This window comes from Desulfobaccales bacterium (assembly GCA_041648175.1).
Lineage (GTDB): Bacteria > Desulfobacterota > Desulfobaccia > Desulfobaccales > 0-14-0-80-60-11 > 0-14-0-80-60-11.
Genome location: JBAZPO010000001.1, coordinates 411,380 through 427,632 on the forward strand (window position 1 = coordinate 411,380; position 16,253 = coordinate 427,632).

18 protein-coding genes are annotated in these 16,253 nt (G+C 58.3%); 7 read left to right on the plus strand and 11 right to left on the minus strand.

The genetic code is table 11. From position 1 onward, the window contains the following. Positions 1-98: 98 nt before the first annotated feature. The 7 genes from sucC to WC600_01945 all read left to right on the plus strand — a co-directional run bounded on the left by sucC (position 99) and on the right by WC600_01945 (position 5,345). Positions 99-1,259 carry an ADP-forming succinate--CoA ligase subunit beta gene (gene sucC, locus WC600_01915; GenBank protein MFA4901480.1) on the plus strand — a complete coding sequence of 387 codons (1,161 nt, stop codon included), beginning with the start codon at positions 99-101 and terminating at the stop codon, positions 1,257-1,259. Positions 1,260-1,530: 271 nt separating this feature from the next. Further along, positions 1,531-1,962, plus strand: a complete 432-nt coding sequence (locus WC600_01920) for a hypothetical protein (GenBank protein MFA4901481.1) — start codon at positions 1,531-1,533, stop codon at positions 1,960-1,962. 154 nt (positions 1,963-2,116) lie between these two features. Then, entirely contained in the window at positions 2,117-2,593 is a 477-nt protein-coding gene (locus WC600_01925; protein MFA4901482.1) for a DUF4405 domain-containing protein, read from the plus strand. Between the two features lie 92 nt (positions 2,594-2,685). Further along, complete coding sequence (locus tag WC600_01930; GenBank protein MFA4901483.1) at positions 2,686-3,141, plus strand: hypothetical protein; 456 nt, start codon at positions 2,686-2,688, stop codon at positions 3,139-3,141. A gap of 295 nt (positions 3,142-3,436) precedes the next feature. Further along, a complete protein-coding gene (gene sucD / locus WC600_01935; GenBank protein MFA4901484.1) occupies positions 3,437-4,315 on the plus strand; it encodes a succinate--CoA ligase subunit alpha in 879 nt (292 codons plus the stop codon). Between the two features lie 3 nt (positions 4,316-4,318). After that, positions 4,319-4,909 carry an epoxyqueuosine reductase QueH gene (locus WC600_01940; GenBank protein MFA4901485.1) on the plus strand — a complete coding sequence of 197 codons (591 nt, stop codon included), beginning with the start codon at positions 4,319-4,321 and terminating at the stop codon, positions 4,907-4,909. Between the two features lie 31 nt (positions 4,910-4,940). Beyond that, positions 4,941-5,345: an ATP-binding protein gene (locus WC600_01945; GenBank protein MFA4901486.1), complete on the plus strand. Its 405-nt coding sequence runs from the start codon at positions 4,941-4,943 to the stop codon at positions 5,343-5,345. A gap of 72 nt (positions 5,346-5,417) precedes the next feature. Here the strand turns inward: WC600_01945 and WC600_01950 are convergent, their stop codons facing one another. From WC600_01950 to WC600_02000, 11 genes are all read right to left on the minus strand, one after another. Continuing rightward, complete coding sequence (locus WC600_01950; protein ID MFA4901487.1) at positions 5,418-5,834, minus strand: tetratricopeptide repeat protein; 417 nt, start codon at positions 5,832-5,834, stop codon at positions 5,418-5,420. A gap of 80 nt (positions 5,835-5,914) precedes the next feature. Beyond that, positions 5,915-6,652, minus strand: a complete 738-nt coding sequence (locus tag WC600_01955) for a SagB/ThcOx family dehydrogenase (GenBank protein MFA4901488.1) — start codon at positions 6,650-6,652, stop codon at positions 5,915-5,917. Then, positions 6,649-7,452: a type III pantothenate kinase gene (locus WC600_01960; GenBank protein ID MFA4901489.1), complete on the minus strand. Its 804-nt coding sequence runs from the start codon at positions 7,450-7,452 to the stop codon at positions 6,649-6,651. Before WC600_01960 ends, WC600_01955 begins: the two co-directional genes overlap by 4 nt. A gap of 16 nt (positions 7,453-7,468) precedes the next feature. After that, a complete protein-coding gene (glmM, locus tag WC600_01965; GenBank protein MFA4901490.1) occupies positions 7,469-8,827 on the minus strand; it encodes a phosphoglucosamine mutase in 1,359 nt (452 codons plus the stop codon). Between the two features lie 98 nt (positions 8,828-8,925). After that, complete coding sequence (locus WC600_01970; GenBank protein MFA4901491.1) at positions 8,926-9,132, minus strand: ferredoxin; 207 nt, start codon at positions 9,130-9,132, stop codon at positions 8,926-8,928. A gap of 173 nt (positions 9,133-9,305) precedes the next feature. After that, the gene (locus tag WC600_01975) at positions 9,306-9,623 is read right to left on the minus strand and encodes a cupin domain-containing protein (protein MFA4901492.1); all 318 of its coding nucleotides are present in this window, start codon (positions 9,621-9,623) and stop codon (positions 9,306-9,308) included. A gap of 63 nt (positions 9,624-9,686) precedes the next feature. Beyond that, positions 9,687-9,893 (minus strand): ferredoxin, encoded by a 207-nt coding sequence (locus WC600_01980; protein MFA4901493.1) that lies wholly within the window; start codon positions 9,891-9,893, stop codon positions 9,687-9,689. Between the two features lie 39 nt (positions 9,894-9,932). Beyond that, complete coding sequence (locus WC600_01985) at positions 9,933-12,647, minus strand: bifunctional acetate--CoA ligase family protein/GNAT family N-acetyltransferase (protein MFA4901494.1); 2,715 nt, start codon at positions 12,645-12,647, stop codon at positions 9,933-9,935. Between the two features lie 49 nt (positions 12,648-12,696). Next, on the minus strand, positions 12,697-13,386 hold the full coding sequence (locus tag WC600_01990) for a hypothetical protein (protein ID MFA4901495.1): 690 nt from the start codon (positions 13,384-13,386) through the stop codon (positions 12,697-12,699). Between the two features lie 310 nt (positions 13,387-13,696). Further along, positions 13,697-14,407, minus strand: a complete 711-nt coding sequence (locus WC600_01995) for an MCP four helix bundle domain-containing protein (GenBank protein ID MFA4901496.1) — start codon at positions 14,405-14,407, stop codon at positions 13,697-13,699. A 197-nt stretch (positions 14,408-14,604) separates the two neighbouring features. Beyond that, positions 14,605-15,486: an NAD(P)-dependent oxidoreductase gene (locus WC600_02000; GenBank protein ID MFA4901497.1), complete on the minus strand. Its 882-nt coding sequence runs from the start codon at positions 15,484-15,486 to the stop codon at positions 14,605-14,607. Positions 15,487-16,253: the final 767 nt, after the last annotated feature.

Below are 16,253 nucleotides of genomic sequence, written 5' to 3' on the forward strand. Positions count from 1 at the left end.
ATGATCTGATCCAGACGATTTCCCATTGATAAACGTCCTTTCCTGGTTTAATTAATAAAGACAACCTCTCTGAAGAAATTTTTGCAAAAGGATATCCCATGAAAATTCATGAATACCAGGCCAAGGATTTGCTGAAGAAATTTAATGTCCCGGTCCCCCAGGGCAATGTGGCCACTACCTCCCGGGAAGCCCGGCAGGTTGCGGAAGAGCTGGCAGAAGGCCCCTTTGTGGTCAAGGCCCAGATCCACGCCGGCGGCCGGGGCAAAGGCGGCGGCATCAAAGTCGCCACCACCCTTGACGAGGTGGAAAAAGTGGCCGACCAGATCCTGGGCATGACCCTGGTCACCCCCCAGACGGGCCCCGAAGGCAAACTCGTCAACAAAGTCCTGGTGGAGCAGGCTCAGGACATCGCCCAGGAGCTTTACCTGGGCTTGGTGGTGGACCGGGCCTCGGGCCGGCCGGTAATCATGATGAGCGCTGAAGGCGGCATGGAGATCGAGGAGGTGGCGGCTCGCACCCCTGAGGCAATCTTCAAAGAGGCCGTCGACCCGGCCGCGGGTTTTTTTCCTTACCAGGCCCGGAACCTGGCCTTCGGCATCGGGCTCAATCCCAGCCTCATCCGCCCGGCCACCAGCTTCATTGAAAACCTCTATCGCATGTTCATCTCCCTGGATTGCTCCCTGGCCGAAATCAACCCCCTGGTGGTCACCAAGGGCGGCGCCATGCTGGCCCTGGACGCCAAGCTCAACCTGGATGACAACGCCATGTTCCGTCACCACGATCTCGCGGCCATGGAAGACCCTGACGAGATGGATCCCTTGGAGCACGAGGCCCGGAAGCACCACCTCAATTACATCCGCCTCACCGGCAATGTCGGGGCCATGGTGAACGGCGCCGGACTGGCCATGGCCACCATGGACCTGATCAAGGCCGCCGGCGCCGAACCGGCCAACTTCCTGGACGTGGGGGGTGGAGCCTCCGCCGAAATGGTGGCCAACGGCTTCCGCATCATCCTGGGCGACCCCAATGTCAAGGGGGTGCTCATCAACATCTTCGGCGGCATCCTTCGTTGCGACGTTTTGGCCAATGGCGTGGTGGAGGCGGTCAAACAAGTGCAGGTCAAGGTGCCCATCATCGTACGCCTGGAAGGCACCAATGTGGAACTCGGCCGGGAGATCCTGGACAAATCCGGCCTTACTTTCACCGTGGCCACGGACATGCTGGACGCGGCCCAAAAAGTGGCGGGCCTGGTCGGCTAAGCCGCCGGGGAAAGAAACGGGAGTTGTGGTTCAGACCTCAACCCTGGCGTGCCTAAGAGTATGGAACAGTCGCTCATGAGCCTGCAACTCTCTAAAAACCATGAAAAATCCGGTAGGGCGGGCGTCCCCGCCCGCCACTCTACTTTGAACCTTGAACTTTGAACCTTGAACTTTTCCAAGCAGAGCTCAAGAGAACTGGCTCCTTCCCCCCTCCCCCTCGTTGGGGAGCGGGTAAGGGTGATGGCGACCTGTCTGAAGTGGAGCATACGCAATGATCAGGCCATACCGGCTCTTCGTGAGCCTCAGCCTTCTCAGCCTGGTGCTGGCCGCCTCATCCTGGGGACAGCCCGGCATCCAGGGAGGCCCCAGCGGTTTATTTAATCCCGATACCGTGGTCACCGTCTCCGGGATCGTCATCGCCAAAACTCCGCCATCAGCCCAAGGTCTGCCCCAGTTGGTGTATCTGACCCTGAAGACCGCATCGGGCCACATCACCATTTTTCTGGGCCCCGACCTGAACGTCGGCAAGTTGCCCGTTCAGATCCAAAACCTGGACAAGATCCAGGTAACCGGCTCCGAGATCACCTGGCAAGGTAAGCCGGTGATCCTGGCCGCGACGATCATAAAAGGTGATCAGGTCTTAAAACTGCGGGAGCCCAATGGCGTGCCGGTTTGGGCCGGTCAGCGCCAAACAAAACCATGATTACCCCGCCTGCGGTCTCCCGTCTTGTCGTACCCTCGCGAAAATTTTTAGGTTAAGAGGGGGATTGCCGTAAGTTCTTCATAACCTTTCATGTTAGTTCAAGGAACCTCAGCACGTCTCCCTCGCTTTCCGCCTTTCCCTCAGGAGGTGCATCATGGATAAGCCCAAACTCAACTTCATCATTGACGCCTTAATGTTTCTTAGCCTGATGGCCATGGCCGGGCTGGGGTTTCTGATGAACTATACCCTGCCTCCCGGCCGCGCCGTCTGGGCCAAATATGGTCGCAATTTGGAGCTTTCCTGGCTGGGTTGGGACCGGCACGATTGGGGCGATATTCACCTGTACCTGGCCTTTGTCCTCCTGGGCTTGCTGGTTATCCACCTCATCCTCCACTGGCAGCAGATCCTGGGCCTGTTCCAGCGCTTCCTCCCCGATCCCCGACGGCGCTATCGCATCGCCCTCATCTTTCTGCTCCTCAGTCTCCTGCTGATCTACTTTCCCTTCCTGATCACCCCGGATATGCACCCCCGGGGCCGGGGAGGAAGCGGCGGTCATCGTTCCCAAGGCTTGGCGGTGGTGACGCCTCATTCGGGGCCGGCCGCCGTCGGTAACCCCCAGACTATAAATTGATCGCGCCAGAGTAACATTTCCCTTCTCTCCACGGTCTTATAGAAAAGACCCCCATCAGGGGGAAAAATCGTGCAGAGAGGTATTAACCAACCATGCTGAAGAAACTGAGCCTGATGGTGAGCCTTGTGGGGCTGATAACCCTGTTGGTGGCTCCCCAGGGCTGGTCCCAGCAGCAGTTCTCCCCTGCCGCCGGGAATACACCCCGGCTTTACAACCCTCAAACGGTGGAAACCCTGATAGGCAACGTCGTCGCCTTCAACCGCATACCCGCCAAACGGCCCGGCCGTCCCGACCGGGTGACAATGGTTCTGCAGACGGGCAAGGAAACGGTTAAAATACACTTGGGTCCCGCAGACTATCTCGACCGGCAGGCGCTCAAATTAGCCCCGGGCGACCAGGTGGAGGTCAAAGGCATGCGGATCACCCGTTCGAAGGCCACCATCTTTATCGCCGGTGCGGTAAAAAGAGGCGACCAGATCTTGCAGCTCAGGGACGACGCCACCGGGCGACCCCTGTGGGCCAAAAGCCAGAGACGCAATCTTACCTGATTTCACCTTCAGGGTGGGGGAGGCCGCCAGCCTCCCCCTCTAAGGCCGAGGCCCTGCGGATTAACCTGAATGGCTAGTCTCGCCCCTGATTACCCAGTACCGGATAAATTTGACCTCTGTTGGTCAATTCTGCAATTAGATAAAAATTGACCACGATTCGGAGATATGCGAAACTCAAAAGGTTCCGGTGTCTGGCCGTAATAGTCAGGCCCTGTCCGGAGGGAATCAGCCCGGCATTATCAATCCGCACGTGATTCCCCCTCACAGCGAAATTCTTGTGGATGAAAGGTGAGAAATGAGCGTTCTCGTAAATAACGATACGCGGGTGGTGGTTCAGGGGATTACCGGCAAGGAAGGCTCCTTCCATGCCCGGGCTTGCGCCGAATACGGCACCAAGGTGGTGGCCGGGGTGACTCCGGGCAAAGGTGGCCAAAAGATGGATGAGGTTCCGGTATTTAACACCGTGGCCCGGGCCGTGACCGACACGGGCGCCAATACCTCTCTGATCTTTGTGCCTCCGGCCTTCGCTGCCGACGCCATCCTGGAGTCTGCGGCCGCAGGGATCAAGGTGGCGGTGTGCATCACCGAGGGCATCCCCACCCTGGACATGGTGCGGGTGATGGCTGCGCTTAAGGATTCGGACTGCCGCCTCATCGGCCCCAACTGCCCGGGTATCATTTCCCCCGGCCAGGCCAAGGTGGGCATCATGCCCGGTCACATCCATAGGCCCGGCCCCATGGGTTTGGTCTCCCGCAGCGGCACCTTGACCTACGAAGCCGTGCACCAACTCACTCTGTTGGGCATCGGCCAGAGCACCTGCGTGGGCATCGGCGGCGACCCCATCATCGGTACCAACTTCATCGACATGCTGAAGTTGTTTGAGGCCGACCCCCAGACCAAGGGCATTGTAATGATCGGCGAAATCGGCGGCACCGCCGAGGAAGAAGCCGCGGCCTATATCTCCCAGCACGTGACCAAACCGGTGGTGAGTTTCATTGCCGGCCAGACCGCGCCTCCGGGCAAACGCATGGGACATGCCGGGGCCATCATCTCAGGCGGTAGCGGTAAGGCCTCCGACAAGATGGCTGCCCTGACCAAGGCCGGGGTGACCGTAGTGGCCAATATCGGGGATCTGGGACAAGCGGCCAAGAAAGTGATGGGTCAGAGCGTCTAATCCATGAAGATCCTGCTCCATATCTGCTGTGCCCCCTGCGCGACATATCCGGCGGCAACGCTGTTAGACTCGGGACACCAGGTGCGGGGCTTTTTCTTCAATCCCAACATTCATCCGTATCAGGAGTTTTCGCGTCGGATGGCCGCCCTGGAAGACTACACCGGCAAAACCGGACTTCCCATCATCTGGGACCGCACCTATGACCTGGAAGGGTTTTTGCGGCGGATCGTTTTTAGAGAGCAGGAACGGTGCCGGTTTTGTTACCACCTGCGCCTGACGGCCGCGGCGAAGGTGGCCCGCAGTGGCAAGTTCGATGCCTTCACCTCCACCCTCCTCTACAGCAAATTTCAGAACCACGCGCTGATCCGGGAGTTAGGGGATCAGGTGGGACGAGATGTGGGAGTGCCGTTTTACTACGAGGATTTCCGACAGGGCTGGGAGACAGGCATAACCCAGTCTAAACAGATGGGGCTCTACCGTCAGCAATACTGCGGCTGCATCTTTAGTGAACGGGACCGTTTTCTGCATCCGCCCAGGAATAGTCGGGGAACGGGCCTGCCAGACAGTGTCCCTGAACCTGCAAAAAAAGCTTAAGGTTAAACCCGGTTCTTTCGATAAGATAATCATGATGAATTCGTGGCTGACGTTGAGCAATCGCCAGGAAAATCTGAAGCTGTTAATGGATTATGTTCGGAAATGGGCCGGGGAGCACAGTTTGCCGCCGAACCGCCAGCAAAGTCTTGAGAAGGCAGCCGAGGAAATTTTTCACCACCTGGTGAATCATGCCTATCGGCATGACCAGCCCGGCTCTATCGCCGTGTCTCTCGAGGAAAAGGGGCCCCGACTGCGCCTAACCTTTGAAGATGATGCCGCCCCTCACAATGCCAGCAGCCTCAGCGGCCTTCCGGCCCCTGACAACCCTGACCCGGCCAGCTGCATCCTTTATAACGGGTTACAGCAACTGGCCGAAAGTGTCGTTTATTATCGCACTGCGGACCGCAAAAACCGGATGGTAATCTTTCTGACCTAGAGTGGCGGCAGAATTGAAAGGGAAAGAATGCCCCGGCGGCGGGGCAGGTTCGATTTGCCCCGCCGGCTAAAATCAACGGGAGTATTGCTGGGCCTTGCGAAAAGCCTCTTGAGCTTCCTTCTCCTTGCCTCGCTCCTTGAGAAATTCTCCCAAAAAATTCCAGCCTTCGCCATAATCGGGCTTCAGGGTGACGGCCTTCCGCAGTTCGGCTTCCGCCTCCGCGTAGTTACCGGCCCGGGCCAGAGAGCTACCCAGCAGGCTATGGGCTTCCGCCCAGTCCGGCCTGATGCCCAGCGCCGCGCGAAAAGATTTCGCGGCTTCTTCATCCCGGCCTTCTCCCGACAGAATGAGCCCAGATTTGAGATAATCCTGGGCCGCCCGCAGATTCGCAGCTTTGACCTTGTCGGCGCCGCTGTCGGCGAACATCTGGGTGCCGGCGCCTAATACCAGGCACATCATTACCGCCATTACCACCAGCCATCGCGTCATGCTCGTTTCTCCCTGAGATTGTCAGGCACAGTCAAGGCTTATGCCCCGCATCCTGTCAAATTTTCTCAAGCGCTTGCCAATTAAGCCAGCGGCCCCACGGAGGCCAGATAGAGGGCCACTTCTTCGGCTTCGTCCACGCCAACGATCTGCTCCACTTCCTCGTCAAAGAAGGCCCCCACCGGGCAGACGCCCAGGTTAAGGGCCGTGGCGGCCAGCATCAGGTTCTGGCAGATGTGGCCGGCATCAAAAAACAGATAGCGCACCGCCCGTTCCCGGTATTTCCACCGGGCCCGGTTCAATACCCCGGTCCAGATAAACACCGCGCCCGCCTCGGCCAGAAAACTTTGGGAGAGCCCGGCATTCGCCAGGGGCTGACGAAAATCACCGGCTGCCACCAATTCCAGGGCAAAATCCAGTACCTGAAAATGCCAGATGCCCGGCGTCACGCCCTCGACTTGATGTACCGCCAGATAGGTCTCGACTGGGTAGAGGGCCCCGGCCGATGGTGAGGCCCGGAAATGATAGCCGCCCATGGCCCCGGTGATCCCCTGGGTGGCCCAAAGGAGGGCGGCTAGTTCCGCCTGGTTCAAGAGCCGGTTCACGTAATCGCGCTGGGAGCGGCGCGCCGCCACGGCTTGCCATAGGTCCACGTCCCGGCGGCCGGACTCGGGGTCCAGGCTGAGTCGCTGGACCGCGTCCGGATACTCCTTATAAAGAGGAGCCCGGGGATAGGCCAGAGTCCTTTCCGCCATGGTGCGCCGCGCATAGCGGGTCTCCTTGAGGTACCGGCGGCCGACCCCGGTTTCCTCAAGGCTCATAGCGCTCCTCCCTTGAGACGATCTTCCCGGCGGGGACGGTTGCGCTCGTAGATGATCTTCAGGCCTTTGAGGGTCAGATAATCGTCCACCGTGTCGATGCTCTTGGTTTCCGAAGCGATGAGGCAGGCCAAGCCACCGGTGGCGATCACCCGGGGAGCAGTGCCCAGGGCCTCCTTGATGCGGTGCACAATACCGTCCACCAGCCCCGCATAACCATAGATGATCCCCGCGTTCATGCTGCTGATGGTATCTTTGGCAATAATGCTCTTGGGCTTGGCGAATATCTCCACCCGAGGCAGCTTGGAAGCCTTGAGAAAAAGAGCCTCGCACGAAATCATCACTCCCGGCGCAATGACCCCGCCCATATACTCTCCGTGCCGGGACACCACGTCAAAGGTAGTCGCGGTCCCAAAGTCCACCACCACGACGGCCCCGTGCACCTGCTCATAGGCCGCCACTGCGTTGACGATACGGTCGGCTCCCACTTCCCGGGGGTTGTCATAGTGGATGGGCATACCGGTCTTGATCCCGGGACCCACCCACAAAGGCCGGACTTTTAGATAACGCTGGGCGAACCCCTCCAGGGTGTTGTTCATGGGGGGGACCACGCAGGAAATGATCAGGTCGGTGCCCGGGGTCAGGGTTAGCTCCTGGGCCTGAAAGAGGTTGCGCAGCAAAATGCCGAACTCGTCCACGGTGGCTTCTTTTTCCGTCCGGATGCGCCAGTCGCTCAAGATCTGGCCGTCCTCATAGACGCCGATCACCGTATTGGTATTCCCCACATCCATCACCAGCAGCATGGGCTTGGTCTCCATCTCAGTTCAATATGGTCTCCAGCCCCTGCGCCAGATCTTGGGCTACTTGCTGGATCAGCGAGTCATTCTCACCTTCAGCCATGATGCGCAACTTGGGCTCCGTCCCGGAATACCGCACCAGAAGCCTTCCGGTGGCCCCCAAGCGTTTTTCCGCCTCTTGAATGGCCTGACGGGCTTGGGGCACCGTCTTCAGGTCTTTTTTTTCTTTGACCATGATGTTGATCAGGATCTGGGGACATTTCTGTACAACGCGGGTTAGCTCCGCCAGCGGCTTGTTTTGCCGCAGCATCACGGCCAGCAACCGCAGTGCCGTGAGAATTCCGTCTCCGGTAGTAGTGTGGTTCAGGAAGATCACGTGGCCAGACTGCTCGCCGCCTAGAACATAGCCGCCCTTGAGCATAGCCTCCACGACATAACGGTCGCCCACATCGGTCCGCAGGAGGCGAATCCCCTTGGCTTTCAGGGCCAATTCCAGGCCCAGGTTGCTCATGACGGTGCCCACCACGGTCTTGCGCCGCAACCGCTCCCGCTCCAGCATATCCAGGGCGCAAATCCCCAGGATGTGGTCGCCGTCCACGATTTCGCCCCGGTGGTCCACCATGATGACCCGATCCCCGTCTCCGTCAAAAGCCAGACCCAGATCGGCCCCCTGGCGTTTCACCAGGACCGCCATGCCTTCAGGGCTGGTAGCGCCGCACTTGCGATTAATATTCCTGCCGTTGGGTCTCACCCCCATGGGGATAACCTCGGCCCCCAATTCGGTGAAGATTTCCGGCGCAATCCGGTAGGTGGCCCCATGGGCGCAGTCCACCACAATCTTCAACCCATCCATCTCCAATTCCTTGGGGAAAGTGCTCTTTAGAAAGGAGATATACCGGCCCCGGGCATCGTCGATACGGAACGCCTGGCCCACCTCGGTGGCGGTGGGGCTGGCCCCATCCAACTCCGGTTGGGTCATCAAAGTCTCGATGCGAGCCTCCAGCTCATCCGGGAGCTTGAAGCCGCTGCCGGAGAAAAACTTGATGCCGTTGTCCTGATAAGGGTTGTGGGACGCGGAAATGACCACCCCGGCGTCGGCCCGCATGGAAGAGGTGATGTGGGCAATCCCTGGGGTAGGAAATGGCCCTAACAGCAAGACGTCCACCCCCATGGAGCAGATGCCCGCCACGATGGCGTATTCCAGGAGGTAGCCCGAAATCCGGGTGTCTTTGCCCACTACAATGCGGTGCCGCCCCGGACCATACTTGATGACATAGGCCAGGGCCCTACCCAATTGCAAAGCCACTTCGGCAGTCATGGGATAGACATTGGCCACCCCCCGCACGCCGTCAGTGCCGAAAAGTTTACGTGTGTCCGTCATGCCTGTCTGGCTCCAGTGAACTTGAAGGTCATCGCTACTCAAGTGATGCCTCATTTTTTACCATAATCTCCAGCAAATAACACTATGCGGCCAGGGATTTAGGCGGCCTCCTCCTGCCAATGGATGCACTGGACCGGACACTGGTCGATGGCCAGTTGAATCTGGTCTTCCGGCGCGCCGGTAGGATCGATGACCTCGGAATGCCCCAATAACTCGTTAAGCTTAAATACGGCGGGACAGACCGCCTCGCAGTTGCCACAGGCGATGCACTCATCAGTGTCGATCACCGGAACTTTCTTTGTCATGGTTCATCCCTCCTGACAGTCATTCGTGAGCCCTCTGTAAAAGTATTGGTAGCACAGGCTTTTCAGCCTGTGCGGGGTAAACCTTTTCGGAACAATCTCTCATGCTCACTCGCAAAAATGAAAAGTCTCTAAAATTTACTCTCAACTTTGAACCTTGAACTTTGAACTCTCTGTTAAATCGGCGGGGCGATGGTGACCAGGAGGCGCACATCGGTTTTCGCTCTCAACCCGTGCGGCTCAGCGATGTCAGAGATGACCACATCCCCCGGCTTGGCCGGAAAGGAGGTCCCATCCTTGCCCAAAAATTCACCTTCCCCTTCGATGATCACCAGGCTCACCTGACCTTCGATATCATGGGCATGCACCGGCAATTCCTGCCCGGCTTTGAAGTTAAAATTGATGACCTTAAAATACGCGGAATCGTGAACCAGTAACCTCCCGAACCCCTTTTCGGCAAACTGTCCGGCTTCGAAAAGATTGACCTTTTTCATGGGCTTGTCCTCCTCGTTGGGTCCGCCTGGCCTGTGCCAAACGGCTTCCCTGATATTTTCCGCCTACCCCATCGCGTCTGCCCAATGAATACATTGAACCGGGCAGGCGTCGATGGCCTCCTGGATCTTCTCATCCGGCGCTCCTCCGGGGTTCATGACCTGGGCAAATCCCAGGGTTTCGTTCACCGTAAAAACCTCGGGGCAGATTTCCTCACAGGTGCCGCAAGCAATGCACTCATCTTCCACCACATAAGGGACATGGTCCGCCATATTTTGGCCTTCTCCTTATCCTGTCTATCCTGTTAAAAATCAGCCGTTGTCTGCCTCCACCGCACACACCGGCCGCGGGCCGTCTCCTTTAAGGGCCATTTCGACCCGATAAGTTCCGCCCTCGGTATCTTTCCGCATGGAAAAGCCCAGGCGCTTCACCATATCCAGCATCGGTTGGTTCTGTGCCAGGACGTCACCGTGGAGGAGTTTGACGCCCTGCTCCCGGGCGATCTCCGTGATCCGCTCCACCAGTTTGGGCCCCAGACCTTTGCCCTGCCAGGGATCGGCCACGATCACTGCAAATTCAGCAGTAGACCGGTCCGCAGCCATGACCATGCGGCTCACTCCCATCATGATCTCGGGCCCCGGCGGCTGCCCGATGGCCATCAGACCCAGCTCCCGGTCGTAATCATTCTGGGTGAAGCGAATGAGCATTTCATGGGTCCACTTTTTGATCAGCTTGAAATAGCGGAAGAAAATGGTCTCTTCCGAACACTTGCTGAGAAAATCCGATACCAGGGGTTCGTCCTCCGGTTTCATGGGGCGCAGCAGCACCGGGGTGCCGTCTCTAAGCATCCAATCGCTTTCAAACTGGTTGGGGTAGGGGGCGATGATGAGGTGGCGCGGCGGCGGGACATCCGTGGGACTAACAATGAGGCGCGCATCCACCGCCACAAAGCGCCCATTAATGACCAACAAAGGATTGATGTCCAGTTCCACGATCTCCGGGAAATCCGTGACCAGTTGGGAAATCCGCACCAGGATCTCCGCCAGCTTATCCAGATCGGCGGGCGGGGCGTTGCGATAGCCTTTGAGCACCCGGGAAACCCGGGTTTTTTCAATTAACCGCCGGGCCAGGAGCGGATTCATAGGGGGAAGGTCCACTGCCGAATCCTCAAGCACTTCGGTAAAGACCCCTCCGGCCCCGAAGAGGATGAGGGGGCCGAAATCCGGATCCCGTTTGCTGCCGATGATCAGTTCGCAAGTAGGACTCTTTTCCTGGGTCTGAACCGTCACCCCTAAAATATTTGCCTCCGGCTTGGAGGCCTTGACGGCGTTGATAATCTCTTCGTAAGCGGCTATAACCTCTCTTTCGTTTCCGAGGTTGAAGCGCATGCCCCCCACTTCGGACTTGTGGCTGACATCCGGTGAATTGATCTTCAGCGCCACCGGAAAGCCGATGGCCTGGGCCACCGAGGCGGCGTCGGCCCCGGAAGACGCCGCCACCGTGCGGTTCACCGGGATTCCATAGGCGCTCAAGATGGCTTTTGCTTCCAGCTCCGTCAGCACTCCCCCCGGACGCTCCAGGCACTGGCAGAGAAAAGTCCGGGCCTGCCGGGTATTGACGCTCACGTCCTGGGTCAGCCGAGGTGGGGTCTCTTGCAAGAGTGCCAGGTGCCGGGTATAGACATACATTTCCATGAAGGTGTCCACAGCCTGTTCCGGGGTCTCAAAGGTGGGAACGCCGGCGTCGTTGAGGATCTGGACTCCCGCCTCCACATCGGCGCCCCCCATCCAGACCGCGAACACCGGCCGGCCCTTGCCTCCGATCTCCGGCGCCACCGCCCGGGCCACACCCGTAGGATCGGTCATGGCCTGGGGGGACAAAATAATCACCAGCCCCGAGAGTTCCGGGGCCGCCATGGCCACCTGCACCGCCTTAAGGTAACGTTCCGGTGGGGCGTCCCCCAGGATGTGGATGGGGTTATTCCGGCTCCAATGGGATGGCAGAAATTCATCCAGCTGCGCGAGGGTCTCCGGGGACAGGGTTGCCGGCTCCCCGTTCCAGCGTCCCAGGGCATCCACCGCCATGACCCCCGGAGCCCCGGCGTTGCTGATAATGCCCAGGTTACCGCCGGTGGGGCGCTTCACCTTTCCCAGGGCTTCGGCGCAGTCGAAGAGCTGCCCGATAGTGTCCACCCGGATGATCCCGGCCCGCCGGAACGCGGCATTGTAAGCCCGGTCAGCACCGGCCATGGCGCCGGTGTGGGAAGCCGCAGCCTCGGCCCCCGCCCGGCTGCGTCCCGCCTTAATCACGATGATGGGTTTGATCCGGGACACGGAGCGGGCGGCGCTCATAAACTTGCGGTGCTGGGTGAGATTCTCCATGTAAATAACGATGCTCCGGGCCCTCTCTTCGTTGCCCAGATAATCAATCAGATCGCCGAAATCCACGTCCGCCATGGACCCCACACTGATGAAATGGCTGAACCCGATTTTTTTGGGGATAGCCCACCCTAGAATGGAACTGGACAAGGCCCCGCTCTGGGAGATGAAGGCCAGGTTACCAGGCTGGGCGCAATGAGGGGCAAAACTGGCGTGCAACTTGGAGGATGGACAGAGGATACCCAGGCTGTTGGGCCCCAAGTAACGAATCCCCGCTTTTTGCGCTTCGGATTTGATGGCGGCTTCGATTTCTTTGCCCGGTAGCCCCGTTTCCTTGCCGCCCGTGGAGATGATAATTGCGGCGTGAATTCCGGCTTCCCCGCATTCCCGCATGGCGGACGGCACATCTTTGATGGGAATGGCGATAATGGCCAGATCGATGGGGGCCTTGACTTCAGTGACGATGGGGTACGCACGAAGTCCCTGTATTTCCTGATAGTTGCGGTTAATCGGGTAAATTGTGCCGGGAAACTCATCTTTGAGGAGATTGCGCACCAGGGCGGCTCCGATGGTTTGGTCCTTCTCGCTGGCGCCGATTACCGCCACCGACTCCGGTTTGAAAAATTTGTCCAGAGAAGACTTGCGCATGTGGTCATCCTTTGCCATCGGTAGCACAGGCTTTCCAGCCTGTGCGCAGTTAAACGTTCACATTACATCTTTTTCCCCCGCCATAAAAGACGGTCACCCGGTGGTGTTCACTGCCGGTGCGTCCCCGGCCATAGCGGGACAAAACCGGAGACCACCGGTGCGGCAAGGTCTGCCAATCCTTTAAGGCTCCGGTGGCGCCGCCCTCGGTTTCACCCACTAAGATAAGATAATGCAGAAATGGCGCTTGGCAAATGCCGGCCACGGATTGTCCCGGTGGCGGCCAGGCATAGACCACTATCTCAGGCTTAAATTCCCGGACGCAGGCATCGGCATCGCCGCGCTCCACGCCGGAATAGACCGGCAGCTCCGAGACGAACTCCCCGTCACCCTTGTCTATGGCGAGAAATTTGATGCCCGCGCCAGCACATAAGGGCGTCAGGGCGGCAGCGAGGTAGCCCCGCCCGGCCCCCACCTCCAGGAGCCGAGTCACCCTCAAAAGTTTCAGAAAACGCATCAAGGTCTCAACCCACTCCCGGGACGGGAAGAAGTAGACCCCGGTAGCCTGGGACAGGGCCATAAGCCAGGCCGCCTCATCCGGGACTTGGTCAGCAAGCTTCTGCCAGATAGCCTCGGGCAGCAAATAATCCAGGGGGCTTTCCCCTGGGACCGGCAGCCGCACCAGGTCCCGGGCAAAGCGCTCGAAAGTCTGCCGCTCCCGAAAACTCACCCCTGGATGCACGATTCCACCCTCCTGTTGTGGGGCCAAAGTGCCACGATAAAAAGATCAGTTTGCCGCGTGTATTCCGCAACCATATTATCAGATCAGTGGTGGGAATAAAGGCCGGCTCTGGAAGTTTCTCTCACTCAATGGATGGTGATGGGAGGCGAGAGGCATTTTGGAATCTTTAGGAAAGATGAGAAGCCAATCGGGAGCGGTCCGGTCCGAAGTCATCAGGTGCCATAACTCAAAGCTCATATACCCCCGCTGGCTCACCAGACCAACGCGCCGGGCGGAGAGTGGATTGTTCCCAGCTCCTTTGGCGCTACCCTCAAATCCGGTGCGCCATCCGGCGGAGCCCTTCCCGGAAGATGGCCCGGTAGATAGAATGGCTCAGGGCCGATCCCAGGACACCGGCAAGCGCCACGGCGATTAAAATCGCCACAACAATAACCATCCGGGCACTCCGCCCCCGCTGCATGGCCTGAACCGCGACCCGTTCGGCCACTTCTTTGCCGGCTTGAACCACCGCCGCGGTGGTCTCCTCCAGAACGGGAATGCTGACCTTGTATTGCGTCATCAAGAGGTTGGCTTGCTGGGGAGTCAGGGTGGGGTCGGACTTAAGCCGCTGGACGGTGGCGTAAAAACCTTCCCTATAGTCGCCATAGGGACCGGCCAGGGCCGCTACCTTGGCCTTGAGGTCTTTGACCAGATGCTCATCCGCCCGGGCTAAGTCCGTCAGTTTGTTCATGAGCTGCGGCACCGCGGCATCGATCTCCTGGTACTTCTTTAAGTATTCCTGTTGCCTGGCGGGATTCCCGATATTCAAGAAATAGTCTTTCTCGAAACGCCGCAGTTGATTAATTTTGAGAGCAACCTGACCGGTCAGGCTCAGGAAGGCGTTGTCCAGATCGTCGAGCTCTTTTAAAGCAGCCGCCTCTCTGTCCAGGGTCACGAAACCCACGGCCCCAACGCCGATGATAAATAGGAGCATGATAACGATCAGACTCCACAACTTGGTCTTGACCGAAACTTCCGCCATCTCGTCTTTACCTTTCCTGGCCGCCCCAGGACAGGCCCCGGGCGCGGTTGCTCGCCGGCACTTAACGGCTCAAACCTCTGTTAATAATCATCGGTTTTTTGCCGGAAAAGCTTAATAAAATGGTGGGATAAAAATTCGATTTCAGGAAAAAACGGCCAGGCGGGGAAGGAACAGGATTGTACCCCCCCCCTCACCCGTCAGGCGGTGGGACTGAGATGCTCCAGCACCTTGGCAATGGCGCTGATGTCCTCGTCGCCCCAGCCCTGGGCCACCCCCGTGCTGTAGAGATGCAGCAGCATCTGCCCCACGGGCACCGGCGCCCCCAGGTCGAAGGCTGTGTCCACCACGAACTTGGCGTCCTTGGTCATGTGCTTTAGGGGGAAGGCCGTGGGATACGTCTTATTTTGGAGGTTGGCGGCTTTCATCTGAAACAGGGCGCAATTAAGGGGGCCAGAGTAGACCGTGTCCAACATGGCTTCCAGGGACAGGTTCCCCAACTGGCCAAAGTTCAAGGCCTCGGCAAAGCCCTCCATCATCATGGCCAACAACAGGTTAATGAACATCTTCATCATGGAGCCCTGTCCCGCCGGCCCGCAGTAGATCACCTTTTTTCCCATGGCCAACAGCAGCGGCTCCAATTCCTTGACCTTATCCTGGGAGCCGCCCGCCAGGATAACCAAAGCCCCATCCTCGGCCGGCTTCTTGGTGCCGGATACCGGGGCGTCTATGAAGGTGACGCCGCTGGGTTCCAGTTCTTGAGCCAATTCCCGGGTGTAGCTGGGTGCGACCGAACTCATGTTGATGAAAACCTTTCTATGGTTGAAAGCCCCCCCGGCGCCGTCCGGCCCCCAAAGGAGGTCTCCCAGCGCCTCGGGTCCGGTGACCATGGCAATGACTACATCCGCGGCCTTAGCCAGGGCCTTGGGGCTTAAAGCCTGCTCGGCCCCCTGCTTCACAAGCGGGTCGGCCTTCTCCGGGCTGCGGTTATAGACCATGACGGGGTAACCGGCTTTGAGCACATTGGCGGCCATGGGCGTCCCCATAATCCCCAATCCCATAAATCCCACTTTCTGTTTCATGCTTTCATCCTCCGTGTTCCAGTATCCACAGAAGCTTCAGTATGGTCCGACTGGCTCTCCTCCTAATATAAGACGTTAAATCCGAACAGCCACATCTTCATTGCCGGCAGAAGAGATATAGCATTTGCCAAAAGTTTTTTCCTCTAATTCTCCTCTCCCCTTGTGGGAGAGGGTAGGGTGAGGGGTTAATAAGAAAAAACTTTTGAGCCTCTTGCAAAAGTCTCTTTACGGTCGAAACCGTATATATGACATAACCACAGGCTGGAAAGCCTGTGCTACCGGCGAATTTCTCGATACCAGGCTAAAGCTTGCGACCACATAAGGTCCGGTAATTTTGCAAGAAACTCTTTTGGCAATCGAGCCTCTTGCAAAAATGCCGAGGCCGCGGGTTTTACCGTGAAAATCCAAATCCCCCTAAACTAAATCCCCCTTTTTCAAAGGGGGACTTCGATTCGCACAGGCGAGACGCCTGTGCCACCGGGGAATTTATCAACGCCCAGATAAGATTTCGACTGCAACGCGACTTTTGCAAGAGGCTCAATCACTATAAGAGCCTGCGCTTCGTTCATGATGACAGAGAAAAACGGTTTAAAAATGGCTTTTAGTCCCTCCAAACTACCCCAAAAATCGCTGAAAATTTCCGGGCGCGGGCCGAATGGACGGGCAAACCCGGCACATGTGCCGGGACATTGCCGAGGTACCCTCGCCATATACCCGGCCTAAACCCGCGTGCAAGCGCGTTCCGGTCGAGGCAGTGCCAAGGTTGT